This is a genomic window from Catalinimonas alkaloidigena (assembly GCF_900100765.1).
GTDB classification, from domain to species: Bacteria; Bacteroidota; Bacteroidia; order Cytophagales; family Flexibacteraceae; genus Mooreia; species Mooreia alkaloidigena.
This window is the reverse complement of sequence record NZ_FNFO01000003.1, coordinates 825316-840934: the sequence shown is the minus strand read 5'-3', so window position 1 is coordinate 840934 and position 15619 is coordinate 825316. Positions and strand designations below refer to the sequence as shown.

Sequence of the window (15619 nt, the reverse complement as noted above, 5' to 3'; positions counted from 1 at the left end):
CGAATGGATGCGTGGTTGAAATCGTAAAGTTCTAAACTCTGGTCAGAATGGCAAACGTGGGGAAGAAACCAGGGAGCGCGCGAAGTGCAATGTAAGGAAGCCACTTTTACACCAAAAAGGCGGACACCTTCGCACCCGCCCTTGCTATTTTAACGCCCGATTAGCCTACCGGTGACTTACCGCGCTTCGTATTGCTCTTTGTAATAGTGCTGGTAGGCACCAGAGGTTACGTTTTGGAGCCACTCCTGATTGTCTAGATACCAGTCGACGGTCTTCTCCAGCCCTTCGGCGAATTGCAGCGACGGCTTCCAGCCCAACTCACACTCAATTTTGGTCGCGTCGATGGCGTAACGCAGGTCGTGTCCGGCCCGGTCTTTTACAAACTGGATGAGGTTCCGCGAAGTGCCTTCCGTCCGGTTTAGTTTGCGGTCCATAACGTCACACAGCAAATGGATGAGCTCCAAGTTCTGCCACTCGTTGAACCCGCCAATGTTGTAGGTTTCGCCCACCTTCCCTTGGTGATAGACCGCATCGATGGCGCGCGCATGATCCACCACAAACAGCCAGTCGCGAACGTTCTCGCCTTTGCCGTAGATGGGCAGGGGCTTGTCGTGCTGGATGTTGTGAATGCAAAGCGGAATCAGTTTTTCGGGAAACTGGTTGGGACCGTAGTTGTTTGAGCAGTTGGAAAGCACCACCGGCAGGCCGTACGTATTGTGGTACGCACGCACAAAATGGTCGGACGAGGCTTTAGAGGCCGAATAAGGCGAACGCGGGTCGTAGGCCGTTTCTTCGGTGAAGAACGTGTCGGGATCGTGAAGCGAGCCGTACACTTCATCGGTCGAAACGTGGTAGAACAGGTGCTGGTCGAGGGTATCGCGCCACGCATGTTTAGCCGCGTTGAGCAGGTTGACCGTTCCGACCACGTTGGTCAGCACAAAGTCGAGGGGATTGGTGATGGAGCGGTCGACGTGCGACTCGGCCGCCAGGTGAATGACGCCGTCAAAATTGTACGCCCCGAACAGTTCCTGAATGTAGTGCGCATCGGTGATGTCGCCTTTCAGAAACGTATAGTTCGACTTCTGTTCGATGTCGGTCAGGTTCAACAGGTTCCCCGCATAGGTCAGCTTATCGAGGTTATAAATATGGTAGTCGGGGTATTCGTTGACAAAACGACGCACCACGTGCGAACCGATAAAGCCCGCCCCTCCCGTGATTAAAATCTTTTTTTTAGACATAGCGCAATTGCTTAACCAAGGTTCAATTTATCCAAAATTCGCTACAAACCAGCGGCATTTCTTACATCAAAGCTTCTACTTACGCAAACGACCACCCCGCCTTGTTCCAGTCCTTCAGGACTTGTGCTGCCGCGTGGTAGCCGCACATGCCGTGTACGCCCCCGCCCGGCGGGGTGGAAGACGAACAGACGTAAACGCCTTTCAGCGGAGTTTTGTAGGGCGATAAGCTCAGCGTCGGGCGGGCAAACGTCTGCAGCATGTCCTGCACGCCTCCGTTGATGTCGCCCCCCAGGTAATTGGGGTTGTAAGCTTCCATGTCGGCAGTAAACATCGTATGGCGCGCCAGGACCCGATCGCGGAAGCCCGGTGCAAACCGCTCGATCTGCCGCTCGATGCGGTCGGTCATATCCTCCTGCGAGCCGTTCGGCACGTGACAATATGCCCACAACGTATGCTTGCCCTCCGGCGCACGCGTGGTATCGAACAAGCTTTGCTGCGCCATCAACACATAAGGGCGCTCCGGATGGCGACCCTGCCAGATTTCCTCTTCGGAGCGGGCAATTTCGTTCAACGAGCCGCCCAGATGCACCGTCCCGGCCCGGCGGCACGCTTCGGCTTCGAAAGGCACCGGCCCATCGAGCGCATAATCCACTTTGAACACGCCCATGCCCATCCGGTAGCGCTCTACCTGTTTCTGGTAACGCTGCGGAAACGCCAGTCCCCCCATGTGCAGAAGTTGCTTGGGATTGAGGTCGAAAATCACGGCCCGCGAGGCTGGCAGGTCACGGACATCCGTCACCATAAAATCCGTCACAATTTCGCCCCCGATGGCCTGGTAATAGCCCGCCAGCGCGTCGGCAATGCTCTGTGAACCTCCCTTCGGCAAAGGCCACCCGAACCGATGCGCGATGCTACCCAGCACCAGCCCAATGGCCGAAGAAAGCGGCTGCGTAAGGCGCAACATCGAGTGCGCGGCCAGCCCGGCAAACAAAGCCCGGTTCGCTTTGTCGCTGAAGGCCCAGTGGGCCAGCTCGCGGGCCGGCACCAAGCCTTTCAGGCCAAACAGGGAAAAAGCAATCGGATTTTTAGGGATGCCCAGCGGCGGCGCTAAAATGTTGGGCACCAGGTCTTCCCACCGGTCTACAATCGGGCCGATCAGTTTCCGGTACATGCTCCCGTCTTTGCCAAAAGCCGCCACTGTCGCCTCCAGCGATTGTTCCAGTCGTGCGGCCGTCCCGCCGTCGACGGGGTGCGCCAGCGGCAAGTCGGGCTGAATCCACTCCAGTCCGTATTCGTCCAGGGGCAGACTCTGAAAAAACGGCGATCCCATGCCCATAGGGTGGATGGCCGAACAGCGGTCGTGCCGATACCCCGGCAGGGTCAGTTCTTCGGTGCGCATGCCGCCGCCAATGGTCGGCTTGGCCTCGACCAGGAGCGTAGACAACCCGGCCTGTTGCAGGCGGATGGCAGCACCGAACCCATTCGGCCCCGAGCCGACGACAATCGCATCGTAACTGTGCTGTTGGAAGTTGGAAGCCATAGATCAGTATAAAGGTGGTCAATCTGGCGCGACTGCTTTTGTGCACCCGCCTGCCGCAATATTACCTCTCTTCCGGCTACGATTTTTCGTAGCGTGCCAAATCCCCTTATCTTGAGCAGTTTAAATCGGAAAAGGCAGATGAAATACTTGCTTTTCTTGTGGTGGAGCGGCTGGCTGGGCTGGGTTCTGCCTGCGTGTGCACAAGAGCCGACCTGGGAACTCTCCAAGCAAGAAGATAGCATCCGTGTCTATGTGCATCATCCAGAAAAGGGCGCCCGGCACTTCAAAGCGGTTATGCAAATTGATGCGCCCCAGGCGGCCCTGGTGGCCCTCATACGCGACTCGCCCCGCGGCCCCAGGTGGATCGACCGCATGATTTTGTTGCAAGACGTCAAGATCGTCAACGCGCAGGAATGGTATACCTACGCCGAATTGGCCCTGCCGTGGCCGTTCCAGAACCGCGATGTGGTAACGCACAACCAACTCTACGAGGATACGCAGGAACGTTCGTTACGCATCGAAATGCGCGGCGTGGCCGATTTTTTACCTGAAAAAGAGAACAAGGTCAGGATGGCGCATTCGGAAGGTACGTGGAAGCTTCGCGCGCTCGATGCGACGCACACAGAAGTAACCTACCGGGTAAAAATCCAGCAAAACGCGCGTTTTCAGGTTCCGCCGTGGGTAGCGGTTCCGCTGGTCAGCAACAGCCTGTGGAATACCTTCCGCCGGATGCGTCAGGAACTACAGGACACCACCCCGACACGCTCACCCTCCCCCCCGGTGTCCCCGACCGATGCGCCGTAACTTTAACGGAATCGCTTCCGGAACCAATCTTTCACGCGCTGCATGGCGTCGTCGGTCGAATCGCCTCCCGACTGGTCCCCGATCAGGTAGGCATACGGATGCAAAGGCGGTACGTGATCGAAAATAATTTTCAGGATGGCCAGGTACGGAATCGCCAGAATGGTACCCGCCACGCCCCACACACTGCCCCCCACCACGATGATTACGATGGTAAACAGGGCATTCAGTTCGACCCGCTTCCCCACGACTAAGGGCTCCAGCACGTAGTTTTCTAACATCTGCGCTACGGTAAAGACTGCTATCACCCCGATGGCTTGTCCGCTATCGCCCGAAATCAGCGCCGTGGCCAGAGGCAGCCCACCGCCCACGATGTTGCCGATGTAGGGGATGATGCTCACAACGGCCGCCAGCAGCGCAAAGAAAAATGCATTTTGCACGCCTACTACCAGCAGCCCTACCGTGTACAATACGCTCAGAATCACGATCAGAATCAAGCGCCCGAACAAGTATTGGTAGGCCACCTTCGAGCCTTCGGTAATTACCTTATCGGTGCGATCGCTGGCGTCGTCGGGCGTAAGCTTCTGAATGAAACGGCGAAACTTGGTCCGGTACATCAGAAACAGAAACATGTAAACCAGGGTCAGGAACAGGTCTGCCATCGTCCCGAAGAGGCCCATCACAAATCCCTGCGCCATCGACTTCAGGCCACTCATGGCGGAGTCCCCGCTTTCCAGCAACTTTTTCTGTTCTTCTGGACTGATGCCAAACTTTTCGGCCACTACCTTCTGGTACTTGTCCAGCATTTCCGTGAATTGCCCCCCCACTTGCTGGAGTCGCTCGGCAAAATCGGCCATTTGGCCGGACAAGAGCGCCAGCAATCCCCCAAACACCAAGACGAACAGCAACACGCTGAGCAGACTAGCCCAGGTACGGCTCATGCGTTGCTCCAACCATCGGCAGACGGGCTGGAGGAGCATGGCGAAGATGGCGGCAAAGGCCACCGGCTTTAAAAATCCCTGCGCACGGGCCAAGCACACAAACAGAACAAAGAAAAATGCTAAAACAAGGGTGGCCCGGAATAATAAATCTTTTTTCAACATGAAGCGGAACTACATCTCTTTTGGGGTGTTATACGGAGACAGTACGTTTGGGTGTATTGCTCTTTATGAAGAAGAACGGAAGCCCGAAAAAAAAGGTAGCACACAAGCCCTCACCACTGCCCCTCGGTCGATTCGACGGAGCATTCGGCAGATTTAGCAGAATGGATTATAGTAATTATCGAAACTAATCCTTACCTTGTTGATGTCTGGGCCTCATCTACTTTTTTTATCTATTAGTTATTAGGGAAACCTGATTCAGGGGATCCGCTACGCTTACTCCAGGTGCTATGTTTGACCGCCTTTCTACTAAAAGCGGTGTGCTCGTAACGACTACTACACCATACCCAACCTTATGCTGATGCTGAACGACGAAAAACAAGTAAAGACTTCTCAGCTTGTGGAGAAGATCTATCAGGATGTGCTGGACCCCAATCGGGCGCAATTGCACGACCTGCTGATTGCGCACAACCTGAGCCCGGAAGAGACCGATCGGTTGCCGGAAGAAAAGAAACGTCTTTGGTTACGCTTGCAGGAAGCGAATGCCAACGCTTACCGGCGTATCTCACGCATCTTAAATATTTTCTGACCCCACTGGCCCGATCCCCCATCGGGCTTTTTTTGTGCCCCGACGTTTGTGTGTTTCCCTGCGGACCTACGAAAAAAGCCGGCCCTGTGTAACAGGAACCGGCTTTGTCGATTGGAACTCAACTGTATGTAGGACAATCAGGACAGTTTACTTGATTTCTTCGTCGGTGGTGTTGCTCAAATAGGTGGGGGACTCTTCGATGAAAAGATCCTGCGTACCGTTGGCGTAGTCGATCCGGTCCAGTTCGCCCACTTTCATGGTATAGACCGCGCCGCTGGCGTCTCCTTCTTTGGTGTAGCGCACTTCGTCGATGTTGACCAGTTGGACAGTGCCTTTAATGCGCTTGCCTTTGTTGGTGACAATCACGTCTTGGGGGGTTTGGGCATAGCTAGCAAAGGCCAACAGAAGCCCAACGCCGGTGAGTAACCATTTTTTCATGCTGCAATCGTTGTATGAAAGAATCAGGTTAAGGATTCAATTGATTTTCATAACAAATTACAGCCTAAAAAAACAGAGTTACCACTCTTCTTTCAGGGAAAACCTACACCCGCGCTGCTACCCCGAGGCCAGTTTGTGTGCCTGACGCGTGGTTTCGGGCAGGCGGTATTTCGGCGCACAATGCATCACCAACCGGATGGCCGTTTCGAGGCTCACCCGATGGCCGGTGGAAATGAACAGCGGCTTGGTGCCCACCCGCGTACGCAATACGCCCCCGATGATGTCACGCTGGTAATACAAAGGTTGCCAGGCACCGCGCTCGTCCGGCACTTCCTGATAACGCCCCACCAGACGCGATTTTCCTACACCCACCGACGGAAGGTCGAGCAACACGCCCAGGTGGCAGGCAATGCCAAACTGCCGGGGATGGGCTGTTCCCTGCCCGTCGCACAGCAGCAGATCGGGCTTGGCCCGGAGCTTATCGTACGCTTCGAGGACCGCGGGCACCTCCCGAAACGACAGATAGCCGGGCACATAGGGAAAACGGGTGGGCTGCCGCGCCAGGGCGTAGTCGATGAGCTGGAGGGTTTGCCCATCGAGCACGGCGACCGCGGCGCGCGTTATGGTTCCCTCCTGTTCAAACCCCACGTCTACCCCCGCCACCGTGCGGAACGGTTCGAACTGATCGTCGCGAATCACCCGATCGCGTAATTGAAGCTGGACGGCCGTAGCGTCCTCAATTGTAGTAGGCCATTGCATCGTTTCTGTAGTACGTAGGCGCCGCCCGGGCGTTGTGGTTTGGTTTAAGCGCCGACCCGTACTTTTGGCCTATGCAAGTCGATCCGTTCTCTCCCGATTATTTCATGGGCGAAGCCCTGAAACTGGCCCGACAGGCGGCCGGCGCCGGCGAGGTTCCCGTAGGGGCAGTGGTGGTGTGTCGGAACCGGATTATTGCCCGCGCCTGGAATCAGACCGAACAGTTGAACGACGTGACGGCCCACGCCGAAATGCTGGCCATTACGGCCGCCGCCAATCATCTGGGGGGCAAGTACCTGTCGCAGTGTGAGTTGTACGTCACGCTCGAACCCTGCGTGATGTGTGCCGGGGCGCTGGCCTGGGCACAGTTGGGCAAGTTGTACTACGCTGCGGCCGACGAGAAGCGGGGCTTTTCGCGACTGGCTTCCGCAAAGGGGACGCTCCTTCATCCGAAAACACAGATCATGAGCGGTTTGCGTGCCGAAGAAGCGCGGCAGCTGCTGCAAGAATTTTTTGGGCGGCTCAGAAACCCTCCCTCCGGCGGAACGTACGTGTAGCATACAACCCGAGTCCTGCCCTCCGCGCCACGGATGTTCCGTTTTTCCTGCGTACAGACGAATTTTCGTATCCCCGCTCACCCTTAAAATTTCTGATTCTTATGGCTTTTGAACTGCCCTCTCTCCCCTATGCCGCCAACGCCCTGGTGCCGCACATCGACCAGCAAACGATGGAAATTCACCACGGAAAACACCACGGCGGCTATGTCGCGAAACTAAATGCCGCCGTCGACGGTACCGACATGGAAGGTAAATCGATCGAGGAGCTGCTGACGCACGTCAGCAAATACCCGTTGGCCGTGCGCAACAACGGCGGCGGTCACTACAACCACCGTTTGTTCTGGAAGATTCTTTCGCCCAACGGCGGAGGCCAACCCACCGGCGAACTGGCCCAGGCCCTCGACTCGGCCTTCGGTTCGTTCGAGGCCTTCAAAGAGAACTTTTCGGATGCAGCTGCCACGCGCTTCGGTTCCGGCTGGGCCTGGCTGATCTCCCAAAACGGGAAACTGGCCCTCACTTCGACGCCCAATCAGGACAATCCGCTGATGGACGTGGCCGACACCAAAGGCACGCCGATCCTGGGACTGGACGTGTGGGAGCACGCCTATTACCTGAATTACCAGAACCGCCGCCCCGACTACATTTCGGCTTTCTGGAACATCGTCAATTGGGACCAGGTCGCCAAAAATTACCAGGCCACGCTGTAACGCCGTGGCCCTACGGCCTTCGTACCATCGCGTACTTTTGCTGGCAGCTTCCCCGCAACGGAGGGCTGCCATTTTTCCTGCATTTTTGCCTCGCCATGTCCGTTACCACACACGCCTTCCAGAATACCCTCGCCTACGCCCAACAGTGCGACGCGCACGATCCGCTGCACCGGTTTCGCGCGGAGTTTCACCTACCTCAGCACGCAGGAAAACCGGCCCTCTATTTCTGTGGAAATTCGCTGGGCTTGCAGCCTAAAAGCGCCCGCGCTGCCGTAGAACAGGAACTGGACGACTGGGCACGGCTGGGCGTAGAGGGGCATTTTCAGGGCAAAAATCCGTGGCTTTACTACCATAAATTGTTGCAGGAACCGGCCGCCCGCCTCGTGGGAGCAGAACCCGACGAAGTGGTGGTGATGAACAGCCTAACGGTCAACCTGCACCTGATGCTGATTTCGTTCTACCAGCCGCACCGCGAGGCAAACGGCACCCGTCGCTTCCGCATACTGGTGGAAGGAGGCGCGTTTCCGTCCGACCAATATGCGTTGGAATCTCAGGCACGCCTGCACGGCCTGGACCCCGACGAAGCCATCGTGGAAGTCCATCCTCGCACGGGCGAACACACGCTTCGTACCGAAGACCTCCTCGCCACCATCGCCCGGTACGGCGACGAACTGGCGCTGGTCATGATGGGCGGCGTCAACTACTACACCGGACAATGCTACGATATGGCCGCCATTACCGAAGCGGCGCATCGCGTCGGGGCCTATGCGGGCTTCGATCTGGCGCACGCCGCCGGAAATGTTGTCCTCCGCCTGCACGACTGGGGCGTCGACTTTGCGGTCTGGTGCAGTTACAAGTACCTGAATTCCGGGCCGGGGGGCACGTCGGGTACGTTCGTGCACGCGCGCCACGCCCGGAACAAGGAACTGCCACGCCTGGCGGGCTGGTGGGGGCACAACGAAGCGGAACGCTTTCTGATGCAGAAGGGCTTTCAGCCGATGCCGGGCGCGGCGGGCTGGCAACTGAGCAACGCGCAGATCTTCCCGATGGCCATCCACAAAGCATCGCTGGAGGTATTTGAGGCGGCCGGGGGCATGGAAGCGTTGCGCGCCAAAAGCGAGCGGCTCACCGGCTACCTGGAGTTTCTGTTGCGCGATTACCAGGAGCACGCCGCTCGCCACCGCCCCGCAAAGGCATTGCCCGAGGTGCAGATCATCACACCCAGCAACCCGGCCGAACGGGGCTGCCAGCTTTCACTGCTGGTGCCCGAAGGAGGGCGCGCACTTTTTCAGCGACTGACCGAGCGGGGCGTCGTGGCCGACTGGCGCGAGCCGGACGTGATCCGCGTGGCCCCCGTACCCCTGTATAATACCTTCGAGGAGGTCTATACCTTTGTGCAATTGTTTTATGAATTGTGGCCCGATTCCGTTGCGTAACGCGTCATCTTGACGCATCTTTGCGGTCCTTTTCTTAGTACAGAAGCTTATGGCCACTGCCCTCAAAAATTTGTCAGAGTACCAGTCGGAAGGCATCCGCGACGTATCGGCCCGGCGGTTCGGCATTGTGGTAGCCGAGTGGAATCACGAGGTGACGGAAGCGCTTTTCGAAGGCGCCATCGCCACGCTGAAACAGCACGGCGTGCCTGACGAAAACGTGGTCCGCAAAAACGTGCCCGGCAGTTTTGAGTTGTCGCTGGGCGGGCAGTACCTAGCGCAACGCCCCGACATCGACGCCGTCATCTGCCTGGGTTGTGTCATTCAGGGCGAAACCCGCCACTTCGATTTTATCTGCTCGGCCGTGGCGCACGGCATCACCGAAGTGGGGCTTAAGTACAACAAACCGGTAATTTTCGGCGTTCTCACACCCGACAACCAGCAACAAGCCCTGGACCGCGCCGGAGGCAAGCATGGCAACAAAGGCGACGAGGCGGCCATCACGGCCATCAAGATGCTGAGCTTCTGATCTGCACACCAACCAACTACCCGAGTATCCCCCCCGATTTTTACTACTAAATTTTCCGTTTCTGATTGACTAATTGCACAGTATGAAGGTTCTTAAATTCGGCGGAACGTCGGTGGGTTCACCTGAGCGAATGCACCACGTTGCGCAACTCATTCAGGGTGGTACGCCCAACTTTGTCGTGCTTTCGGCCGTGAGCGGTACGACCAACGCGTTGGTGGCCATTGGGCAGGATCTGCAACAGGGTTTGCAGGAAGTGGCCGAAGATAAAATCGCCGCATTGTTCAAAAAATATAAACAGTTTGTCAACGACCTCTACAGCGAAGACCTGAGCAAGCAACAGGGCGAAGAGGTGATCGACCGGCAATTCCGCTGGATGCTCAACCTGGCGCAAACGCCTTTCACGGGCGTGTCGGAACGTGAGCTGCTGGCCCAGGGCGAACTTCTTTCTACGCAACTGTTCCAGATCTACCTGCTGGAAATCGGGGTGCGGTCCGTGCTGTTGTCGGCGCTCGATTTCATGCGTGTCGACGAAGACCACGAGCCGGCCTTCGACCTGATCGGCGAGAAACTCAACGCCTTGATGGCGCAATCGCCCGACCAGGAGATTTACCTGACGCAGGGCTACATCTGCCGGAACCACCGCGACGAGATCGATAACCTGCAACGCGGCGGCAGCGACTACACAGCGTCGATTCTGGGCGCGGTATTGCGCAGTGAAGAAGTTCAGATCTGGACCGACATCGACGGGATGCACAACAACGACCCACGCATTGTGGACCGTACCTATCCGGTGGCGGAACTGTCGTTCGACGAAGCGGCCGAACTGGCCTACTTCGGAGCGAAGATCCTGCATCCGCTGTCCATCCGTCCGGCGCAACGCTTTGGCGTTCCGGTGAAACTGCTCAACACGATGCAACCGGACGCGCAGGGCACTACCATCGCCGATCACTCGCCGACGGGGCAGATCAAGGCCGTAGCCGCCAAAGATGGCATCACGGCCATTCGGATCAAATCGAGCCGGATGCTGCTGGCCTACGGTTTTCTACGGCGTGTTTTCGAGGTATTCGAGCGCTACCGTACCCCCATCGACATGATTACCACTTCGGAGATTGCCGTTTCGGTCACCATCGACGACAGTTCTCACCTGGATGAGATTGTGAAAGCGCTGGAGCCTTTCGGGACCGTAGAGGCCGACCGCGATCACACCATCGTCTGCATCGTGGGCAATCGTCTCTCCGAAAACTCGGACAATGCGTACCGGGTGATGAGCGCCCTGAAAGGCATCCCTGTCCGGATGATTTCGTACGGGGGCAGCCGCCACAACATTTCGGTACTGGTGCAATCGAAATACAAAGAGGCCGCCCTGCGTGCCCTCAACGAGAAAGTATTCGACCTGCTGCCGCAGGAATAACCGCATTCGCTTTCATACAAACGGCGTCGCCTCTTTCGGAAGCGACGCCGTTTGTTTTTGCGGTTGATCCGATGCACCATCACCCGGAACAGAAGGTCTTTTTCGTCCGGCTTGCTGGCCGCTACCCGCAAGGTCAGGTCCACAGAGCTGCACCCTCGTGCTTTGTACAGCGTTGACCGGTGCCGGTTGGATGAAGCGGTTTCCGGTTGACGGGGCGTGGGTGTGGTGCGGTGCGCATGTAGCTCGTCAAGAGCGTCACGCCTCTACTCGCACTGCAGGTTATACTGCTCGATGGTGGTGCCCAACCGCTTGTAGGTACGCAGTTCGGGATGATTGGCCACGTACAACATAAACTCTTCGCAGTCGCCGAACAGTTGGTTGAATTCCTCTTCGTAGTTGCGTCTCCGCAAAATGTAGGGCTTCTCGCCTTCTTTAAACACTACATAGTTCATCTCTTTTTCCGAGAGCTTGAACCCGGCCAGCGACGTGGACGATTCCATGGCCGCGGGGTTGTTGTAGAGCTTGATTTTCCGGCCGTCCATCAGGCGCTCCATAAACACCACCTTGCCTTCGCGTTTTGGGTGCTCGTGGCTTTCGTAATGGAGGTACTGTTTGTCGACGGTGGTCAGGTCCGTAAAGTCGCGCAGCAGCTTCGGGCGCTTCTGCCCAAACGCGCGGATGTCTTCGGCCTTGTACTTGGTTTTGCGGCCGGAGCCTTCGCGCAGCGTGATCTGGGTGACGTAACCGGCCTGCCCCGAGACGTTCACTTTGCCGCGCAGCGTGTCGAGCGTATGGGTCACCACGTAGCCTTCTACCGGAACGGTGAGGGGTTCGGAGTCGGAAACGATTTGCGCCTGTAGGGGGCCTGCCAGAAACAAGGCAACGGCCACCCCGCCAAAGAAAGTTTTCATAAGAGTTGCTTGCTTAAAACGTTCGCAAGTACGCCCCTGGGCAGACCATTCGCTAGGAAAAAACCGACGCGACACCGTGTGCTTCCTTTGGGGTGCGATGGGCTAACTCAACCACACCCCTCTCGATCACTTCCGGTAGATTTCTCTACGAAATCCCCAATCTTCTCTTCTGAACGCCACTTTGTCTGTACAAACTTTCTTTCCGGCATTGCAATTTTCCGGAAATTACAGATATTACCCGCTGTAAGTCTTCCAGTACCAACGACTTATGCTCCATTTCCAACTCATCAACCGTTCCATCAACCCTACCTGCCTATCGAACAACACTCCTCCTTTCTAGCCATGCTCCTATTCAGCTAGCACCCGATTTACTCCAACCTATTTTCCCATCCACCATGCAAACACATCTACTCCGGCAGATGAGGTATGTCTTTATACTTCATCTTGCTCTTCTGTATTCTTTCTCTTCCTTTGCCCAGACCACCATTTCCGGAAAAGTCTCCGACGAAGGGGGCGGTACCTTGCCCGGTGTGAACGTGCTGGTCAAAGGCACCAACGCGGGCACCATTACCGACACCGAAGGCAATTATTCGCTGAGCGTTCCCAGTGGCGACGCGACGCTGGTATTTTCCTTCATCGGGTACAACACGCACGAAGAACCCGTAAACGGTCGCTCCACGATCGACGTCATTCTTCTGGAAGACGTTCAGTCCCTCTCCGAAGTGGTGGTGGTCGGCTACGGCACCCAGAAAAAAGAGACGGTGACCGGCTCGGTCGTCACCGTGAAGGGCAAAGACCTGGTCAAATCGCCAGCGGTCAACCTCTCGAACTCGCTGGCTGGTCGCATGCCGGGAGTCGTGGCGGTGAACCGCAGCGGCGAACCGGGCTACGACGGCTCCGGCATCCGCATCCGCGGCTCGAACACGCTGGGCAATAACGACGCGCTGATCGTGATCGACGGCATTCCTGCCCGCCAGGGGGGCATTGAACGCATCAACCCGGCCGACATCGAAAACATTTCGGTACTGAAAGATGCTTCTGCTGCCATCTACGGCGCACGGGCGGCCAACGGGGTGATTCTGATCACGACCAAACGGGGCCAGAGTGGTAAACCGGAACTGTCGTATTCGTACAACCAGGGCTGGGCACAACCCACGGTGATTCCTCAACTGGCCGACGCAACGCAGTTTGCCGAGATGCGCAACGAACTGGAAATTTACAACCTACCGGCCGACGAATGGTCGGCTGCGCAGAACGCATTCCGGCAGACCGGTACGTACGTACGGCCCAACGGCTCGGAAATCAAAGCGCCCTACAGCCCGGACGATTTCCAGAAGTTTGCAGACGGTTCCGATCCCTGGGGCCACCCCAATACCGACTGGTACGACGCCACGCTGAAGCCCTGGTCGCCCCAATCGCGCCACAACCTGCAACTGACCGGCGGTACCGAAGCTTTCAAATACCTGGCGTCGCTGAGTTACCAGAACCAGGATGCGTTTTACCGCGATGCCGCCACCGGTTACAAGCAGTACGACTTCCGCGTGAACCTCGACGCCAACGTGAACAAGTACATCAAAACGACCATCGGGGTATTGGGGCGTCAGGAAAACCGCTTCTTCCCGACCGTAGGGGCCGGGGCCATTTTCCGCATGCAGATGCGGGGCATTCCGACCCAACCCGCCTACTGGCCAAACGGCCTGCCAGGGCCGGACATCGAAAATGGACAGAACCCGGTGGTGATCACCACTAACCAGACCGGTTACGACCGCGACACGCGCTATTATGTGCAAACGAACGGCTCGGTCGACGTCACGATTCCCTGGGTGAAGGGGCTGAAATTTACGGGTACGGCCGCCGTCGACAAGTACATCCGGCGGACCAAACGCTGGGAGATTCCGTGGTACCTCTACACCTGGGACAAAGTTTCGTATGAGGACGATGGCGTCACGCCCAAGCTGGTGCCCGGCAAACGCGGCCCCGCGGAGCCCCGCCTCAACCAAAGCGACGAAGATCAGCTCAACATTCTGCTCGGCGGGATTTTCACCTACGAGCGTACGTTCGGCGGCCACGCCCTCACGGTGCTGGCCGGTACCAACCGGGAAACGATTCAGAACGACGGGTTCAGTGCCTACCGGCGCTACTTCATCTCGCCGGTGGTCGACCAGATGGCGGCGGGGGGCAATGCCGAACGGAACAACGGCGGCGGTGCCTGGGAGCGCGCCCGCCTGAATTACTTCGGTCGGGTGGCGTACAACTACAAAGAAAAGTACCTGGCGGAGTTTCTGTGGCGTTACGACGGCTCTTACATGTTTCCTGAAGCGACCCGCTACGGGTTCTTCCCCGGCTTTCTGGCAGGCTGGCAAATTTCCGAGGAAAGCTTCTGGAAAGAGAGTGTTCCGTGGGTCAACTACCTGAAGCTACGCGGTTCGTGGGGGCAGATGGGGAACGACCAGGTTTACTACGACGCCAACCGCAACGGCGTAATCGACAGCGACGAGCCGCTGCAAGAGTATCAGTATCTGTCGACCAACGCCTTCCGCAGCTACATCATCGGCGGGCAGGAAGTGCTGACGCTCTACGAAACGCGCGTTCCTAACCCCTCCATCACCTGGGAAATTGCCAACAACGCCGACATCGGGCTGGAAGGGCAGTTGATGCAGGGCCGCTTCTTCTTCGAACTGGACGTTTTTTACAACAAGCGCACCAACATCCTGTGGCCCAAGTTCGGATCGATTCCTCAATCGACCGGGATGAGCCTGCCGCCGCAAAACATCGGGAAAGTGGCCAACCGTGGGTTCGAGTTTTTGCTCGGCCACAACGGGCAGGTCGGCGAGTTGAGCTACAACGTGAGCGTAAACGGCGGCTACTCAAAAAACAAAGTGTTGTTCTGGGACGAAGCTCCCGGCGCGCCCGCCTGGCAACGGACTACCGGCAAGCCCATGTATACCTACCAGGCGTACATCTACGACGGCGTGTTTAAAGATCAGTCGGCGATCGATGCCAACACCATCGACTACAGCGCCATCACGCAAACGCTCCGCCCCGGCGACATGAAGTACGTGGACTACAACAACGACGGAAAGATCACGCCGGACGATCAGGTACGCAACGACAAGACGAACATCCCGACCTTCCAGGGAGGCGTGAACATCGGGGCGCAGTTCAAAAACTTCGACCTGTCGATCCTCTTCCAGGGCGCGGCCGGTGCACAGGTTTACATCAGTCCGGCCGAAATGGGCAGCATCGGCAACTATCTGCTCGACATGTACGAGAACCGCTGGACGGTCGACAACCCCAGCGACGAGCATCCGCGCATCGCCGACCGGGGCAACCAGTATTTCTCGTTCAACAACACATACTGGCTGCGCAGCACCGACTACATCCGCCTGAAAAACCTGGAACTGGGCTACACCCTGCCCTCGCCCATTGTCGACAAAATCGGCATCGGCAACCTGCGGGTGTACGTGAACGGCCTGAACCTGGCTACGGTCAGCAAGTTGAAGGTCTACGATCCGGAAAATGCCAACCCCACGGGGCAGTATTATCCGCAATCGCGCATCATCAACACCGGCCTTACCGTCACTTTCTAACCACCCCCTGAGCTTATTC

14 protein-coding genes are annotated in these 15619 nt (G+C 57.3%); 8 read left to right on the top strand and 6 right to left on the bottom strand.

Annotated elements, in window-relative coordinates; genetic code table 11:
- Window positions 1–176: 176 nt before the first annotated feature.
- Both rfbB and BLR44_RS10755 read right to left on the bottom strand, forming a co-directional pair.
- Window positions 177–1238, bottom strand: coding sequence for a dTDP-glucose 4,6-dehydratase (gene rfbB / locus BLR44_RS10760; RefSeq protein WP_089681703.1), 1062 nt, complete (start codon window positions 1236–1238; stop codon window positions 177–179).
- A 79-nt stretch (window positions 1239–1317) separates the two neighbouring features.
- Complete coding sequence (locus BLR44_RS10755) at window positions 1318–2778, bottom strand: phytoene desaturase family protein (RefSeq protein ID WP_089681702.1); 1461 nt, start codon at window positions 2776–2778, stop codon at window positions 1318–1320.
- A gap of 138 nt (window positions 2779–2916) precedes the next feature.
- Here BLR44_RS10755 and BLR44_RS10750 point away from each other — a divergent pair, with 138 nt between their 5' ends.
- Complete coding sequence (locus tag BLR44_RS10750) at window positions 2917–3582, top strand: START domain-containing protein (protein ID WP_089681701.1); 666 nt, start codon at window positions 2917–2919, stop codon at window positions 3580–3582.
- 2 nt (window positions 3583–3584) lie between these two features.
- Here BLR44_RS10750 and BLR44_RS10745 read toward each other — a convergent pair whose 3' ends face one another.
- Window positions 3585–4682 (bottom strand): AI-2E family transporter, encoded by a 1098-nt coding sequence (locus BLR44_RS10745; protein ID WP_089681700.1) that lies wholly within the window; start codon window positions 4680–4682, stop codon window positions 3585–3587.
- A 352-nt stretch (window positions 4683–5034) separates the two neighbouring features.
- Between BLR44_RS10745 and BLR44_RS10740 the strand changes: the two genes are divergently transcribed.
- A complete protein-coding gene (locus tag BLR44_RS10740) occupies window positions 5035–5268 on the top strand; it encodes a hypothetical protein (protein WP_089681699.1) in 234 nt (77 codons plus the stop codon).
- 147 nt (window positions 5269–5415) lie between these two features.
- Here BLR44_RS10740 and BLR44_RS10735 read toward each other — a convergent pair whose 3' ends face one another.
- Window positions 5416–5706, bottom strand: coding sequence for a hypothetical protein (locus BLR44_RS10735; protein ID WP_143017230.1), 291 nt, complete (start codon window positions 5704–5706; stop codon window positions 5416–5418).
- Between the two features lie 117 nt (window positions 5707–5823).
- Window positions 5824–6465 (bottom strand): deoxyribonuclease V, encoded by a 642-nt coding sequence (gene nfi, locus BLR44_RS10730; RefSeq protein ID WP_089681697.1) that lies wholly within the window; start codon window positions 6463–6465, stop codon window positions 5824–5826.
- Between the two features lie 71 nt (window positions 6466–6536).
- On the opposite strand from nfi, the gene BLR44_RS10725 reads away from it, so the two are divergent.
- The 5 genes from BLR44_RS10725 to BLR44_RS10705 all read left to right on the top strand — a co-directional run bounded on the left by BLR44_RS10725 (window position 6537) and on the right by BLR44_RS10705 (window position 11099).
- Window positions 6537–7019 (top strand): nucleoside deaminase, encoded by a 483-nt coding sequence (locus tag BLR44_RS10725; RefSeq protein ID WP_089681696.1) that lies wholly within the window; start codon window positions 6537–6539, stop codon window positions 7017–7019.
- Window positions 7020–7120: 101 nt separating this feature from the next.
- Complete coding sequence (locus BLR44_RS10720) at window positions 7121–7726, top strand: superoxide dismutase (protein WP_089681695.1); 606 nt, start codon at window positions 7121–7123, stop codon at window positions 7724–7726.
- A 95-nt stretch (window positions 7727–7821) separates the two neighbouring features.
- Window positions 7822–9162: a kynureninase gene (gene kynU, locus BLR44_RS10715; RefSeq protein WP_089681694.1), complete on the top strand. Its 1341-nt coding sequence runs from the start codon at window positions 7822–7824 to the stop codon at window positions 9160–9162.
- A gap of 49 nt (window positions 9163–9211) precedes the next feature.
- Window positions 9212–9688 carry a 6,7-dimethyl-8-ribityllumazine synthase gene (gene ribH, locus BLR44_RS10710; RefSeq protein WP_089681693.1) on the top strand — a complete coding sequence of 159 codons (477 nt, stop codon included), beginning with the start codon at window positions 9212–9214 and terminating at the stop codon, window positions 9686–9688.
- A gap of 82 nt (window positions 9689–9770) precedes the next feature.
- Window positions 9771–11099 (top strand): aspartate kinase, encoded by a 1329-nt coding sequence (locus BLR44_RS10705; protein ID WP_089681692.1) that lies wholly within the window; start codon window positions 9771–9773, stop codon window positions 11097–11099.
- A 263-nt stretch (window positions 11100–11362) separates the two neighbouring features.
- Here the strand turns inward: BLR44_RS10705 and BLR44_RS10700 are convergent, their stop codons facing one another.
- Entirely contained in the window at window positions 11363–12010 is a 648-nt protein-coding gene (locus tag BLR44_RS10700; RefSeq protein ID WP_089681691.1) for a hypothetical protein, read from the bottom strand.
- Between the two features lie 395 nt (window positions 12011–12405).
- On the opposite strand from BLR44_RS10700, the gene BLR44_RS10695 reads away from it, so the two are divergent.
- Window positions 12406–15600: a SusC/RagA family TonB-linked outer membrane protein gene (locus BLR44_RS10695; RefSeq protein ID WP_089681690.1), complete on the top strand. Its 3195-nt coding sequence runs from the start codon at window positions 12406–12408 to the stop codon at window positions 15598–15600.
- The last annotated feature ends 19 nt before the right edge of the window (window positions 15601–15619 follow it).

Excerpts from the sequence above, each read along its gene's own strand:
- rfbB (WP_089681703.1), bottom strand. The coding sequence starts at position 1,238 with ATGTCTAAAAAAAAGATTTTAATCACGGGAGGGGCGGGCTTTATCGGT.
- BLR44_RS10755 (WP_089681702.1), bottom strand. The coding sequence starts at position 2,778 with ATGGCTTCCAACTTCCAACAGCACAGTTACGATGCGATTGTCGTCGGC.
- BLR44_RS10750 (WP_089681701.1), top strand. The coding sequence starts at position 2,917 with ATGAAATACTTGCTTTTCTTGTGGTGGAGCGGCTGGCTGGGCTGGGTT.
- BLR44_RS10745 (WP_089681700.1), bottom strand. The coding sequence starts at position 4,682 with ATGTTGAAAAAAGATTTATTATTCCGGGCCACCCTTGTTTTAGCATTT.
- BLR44_RS10740 (WP_089681699.1), top strand. The coding sequence starts at position 5,035 with ATGCTGATGCTGAACGACGAAAAACAAGTAAAGACTTCTCAGCTTGTG.
- BLR44_RS10735 (WP_143017230.1), bottom strand. The coding sequence starts at position 5,706 with ATGAAAAAATGGTTACTCACCGGCGTTGGGCTTCTGTTGGCCTTTGCT.
- nfi (WP_089681697.1), bottom strand. The coding sequence starts at position 6,465 with ATGCAATGGCCTACTACAATTGAGGACGCTACGGCCGTCCAGCTTCAA.
- BLR44_RS10725 (WP_089681696.1), top strand. The coding sequence starts at position 6,537 with ATGCAAGTCGATCCGTTCTCTCCCGATTATTTCATGGGCGAAGCCCTG.
- BLR44_RS10720 (WP_089681695.1), top strand. The coding sequence starts at position 7,121 with ATGGCTTTTGAACTGCCCTCTCTCCCCTATGCCGCCAACGCCCTGGTG.
- kynU (WP_089681694.1), top strand. The coding sequence starts at position 7,822 with ATGTCCGTTACCACACACGCCTTCCAGAATACCCTCGCCTACGCCCAA.
- ribH (WP_089681693.1), top strand. The coding sequence starts at position 9,212 with ATGGCCACTGCCCTCAAAAATTTGTCAGAGTACCAGTCGGAAGGCATC.
- BLR44_RS10705 (WP_089681692.1), top strand. The coding sequence starts at position 9,771 with ATGAAGGTTCTTAAATTCGGCGGAACGTCGGTGGGTTCACCTGAGCGA.
- BLR44_RS10700 (WP_089681691.1), bottom strand. The coding sequence starts at position 12,010 with ATGAAAACTTTCTTTGGCGGGGTGGCCGTTGCCTTGTTTCTGGCAGGC.
- BLR44_RS10695 (WP_089681690.1), top strand. The coding sequence starts at position 12,406 with ATGCAAACACATCTACTCCGGCAGATGAGGTATGTCTTTATACTTCAT.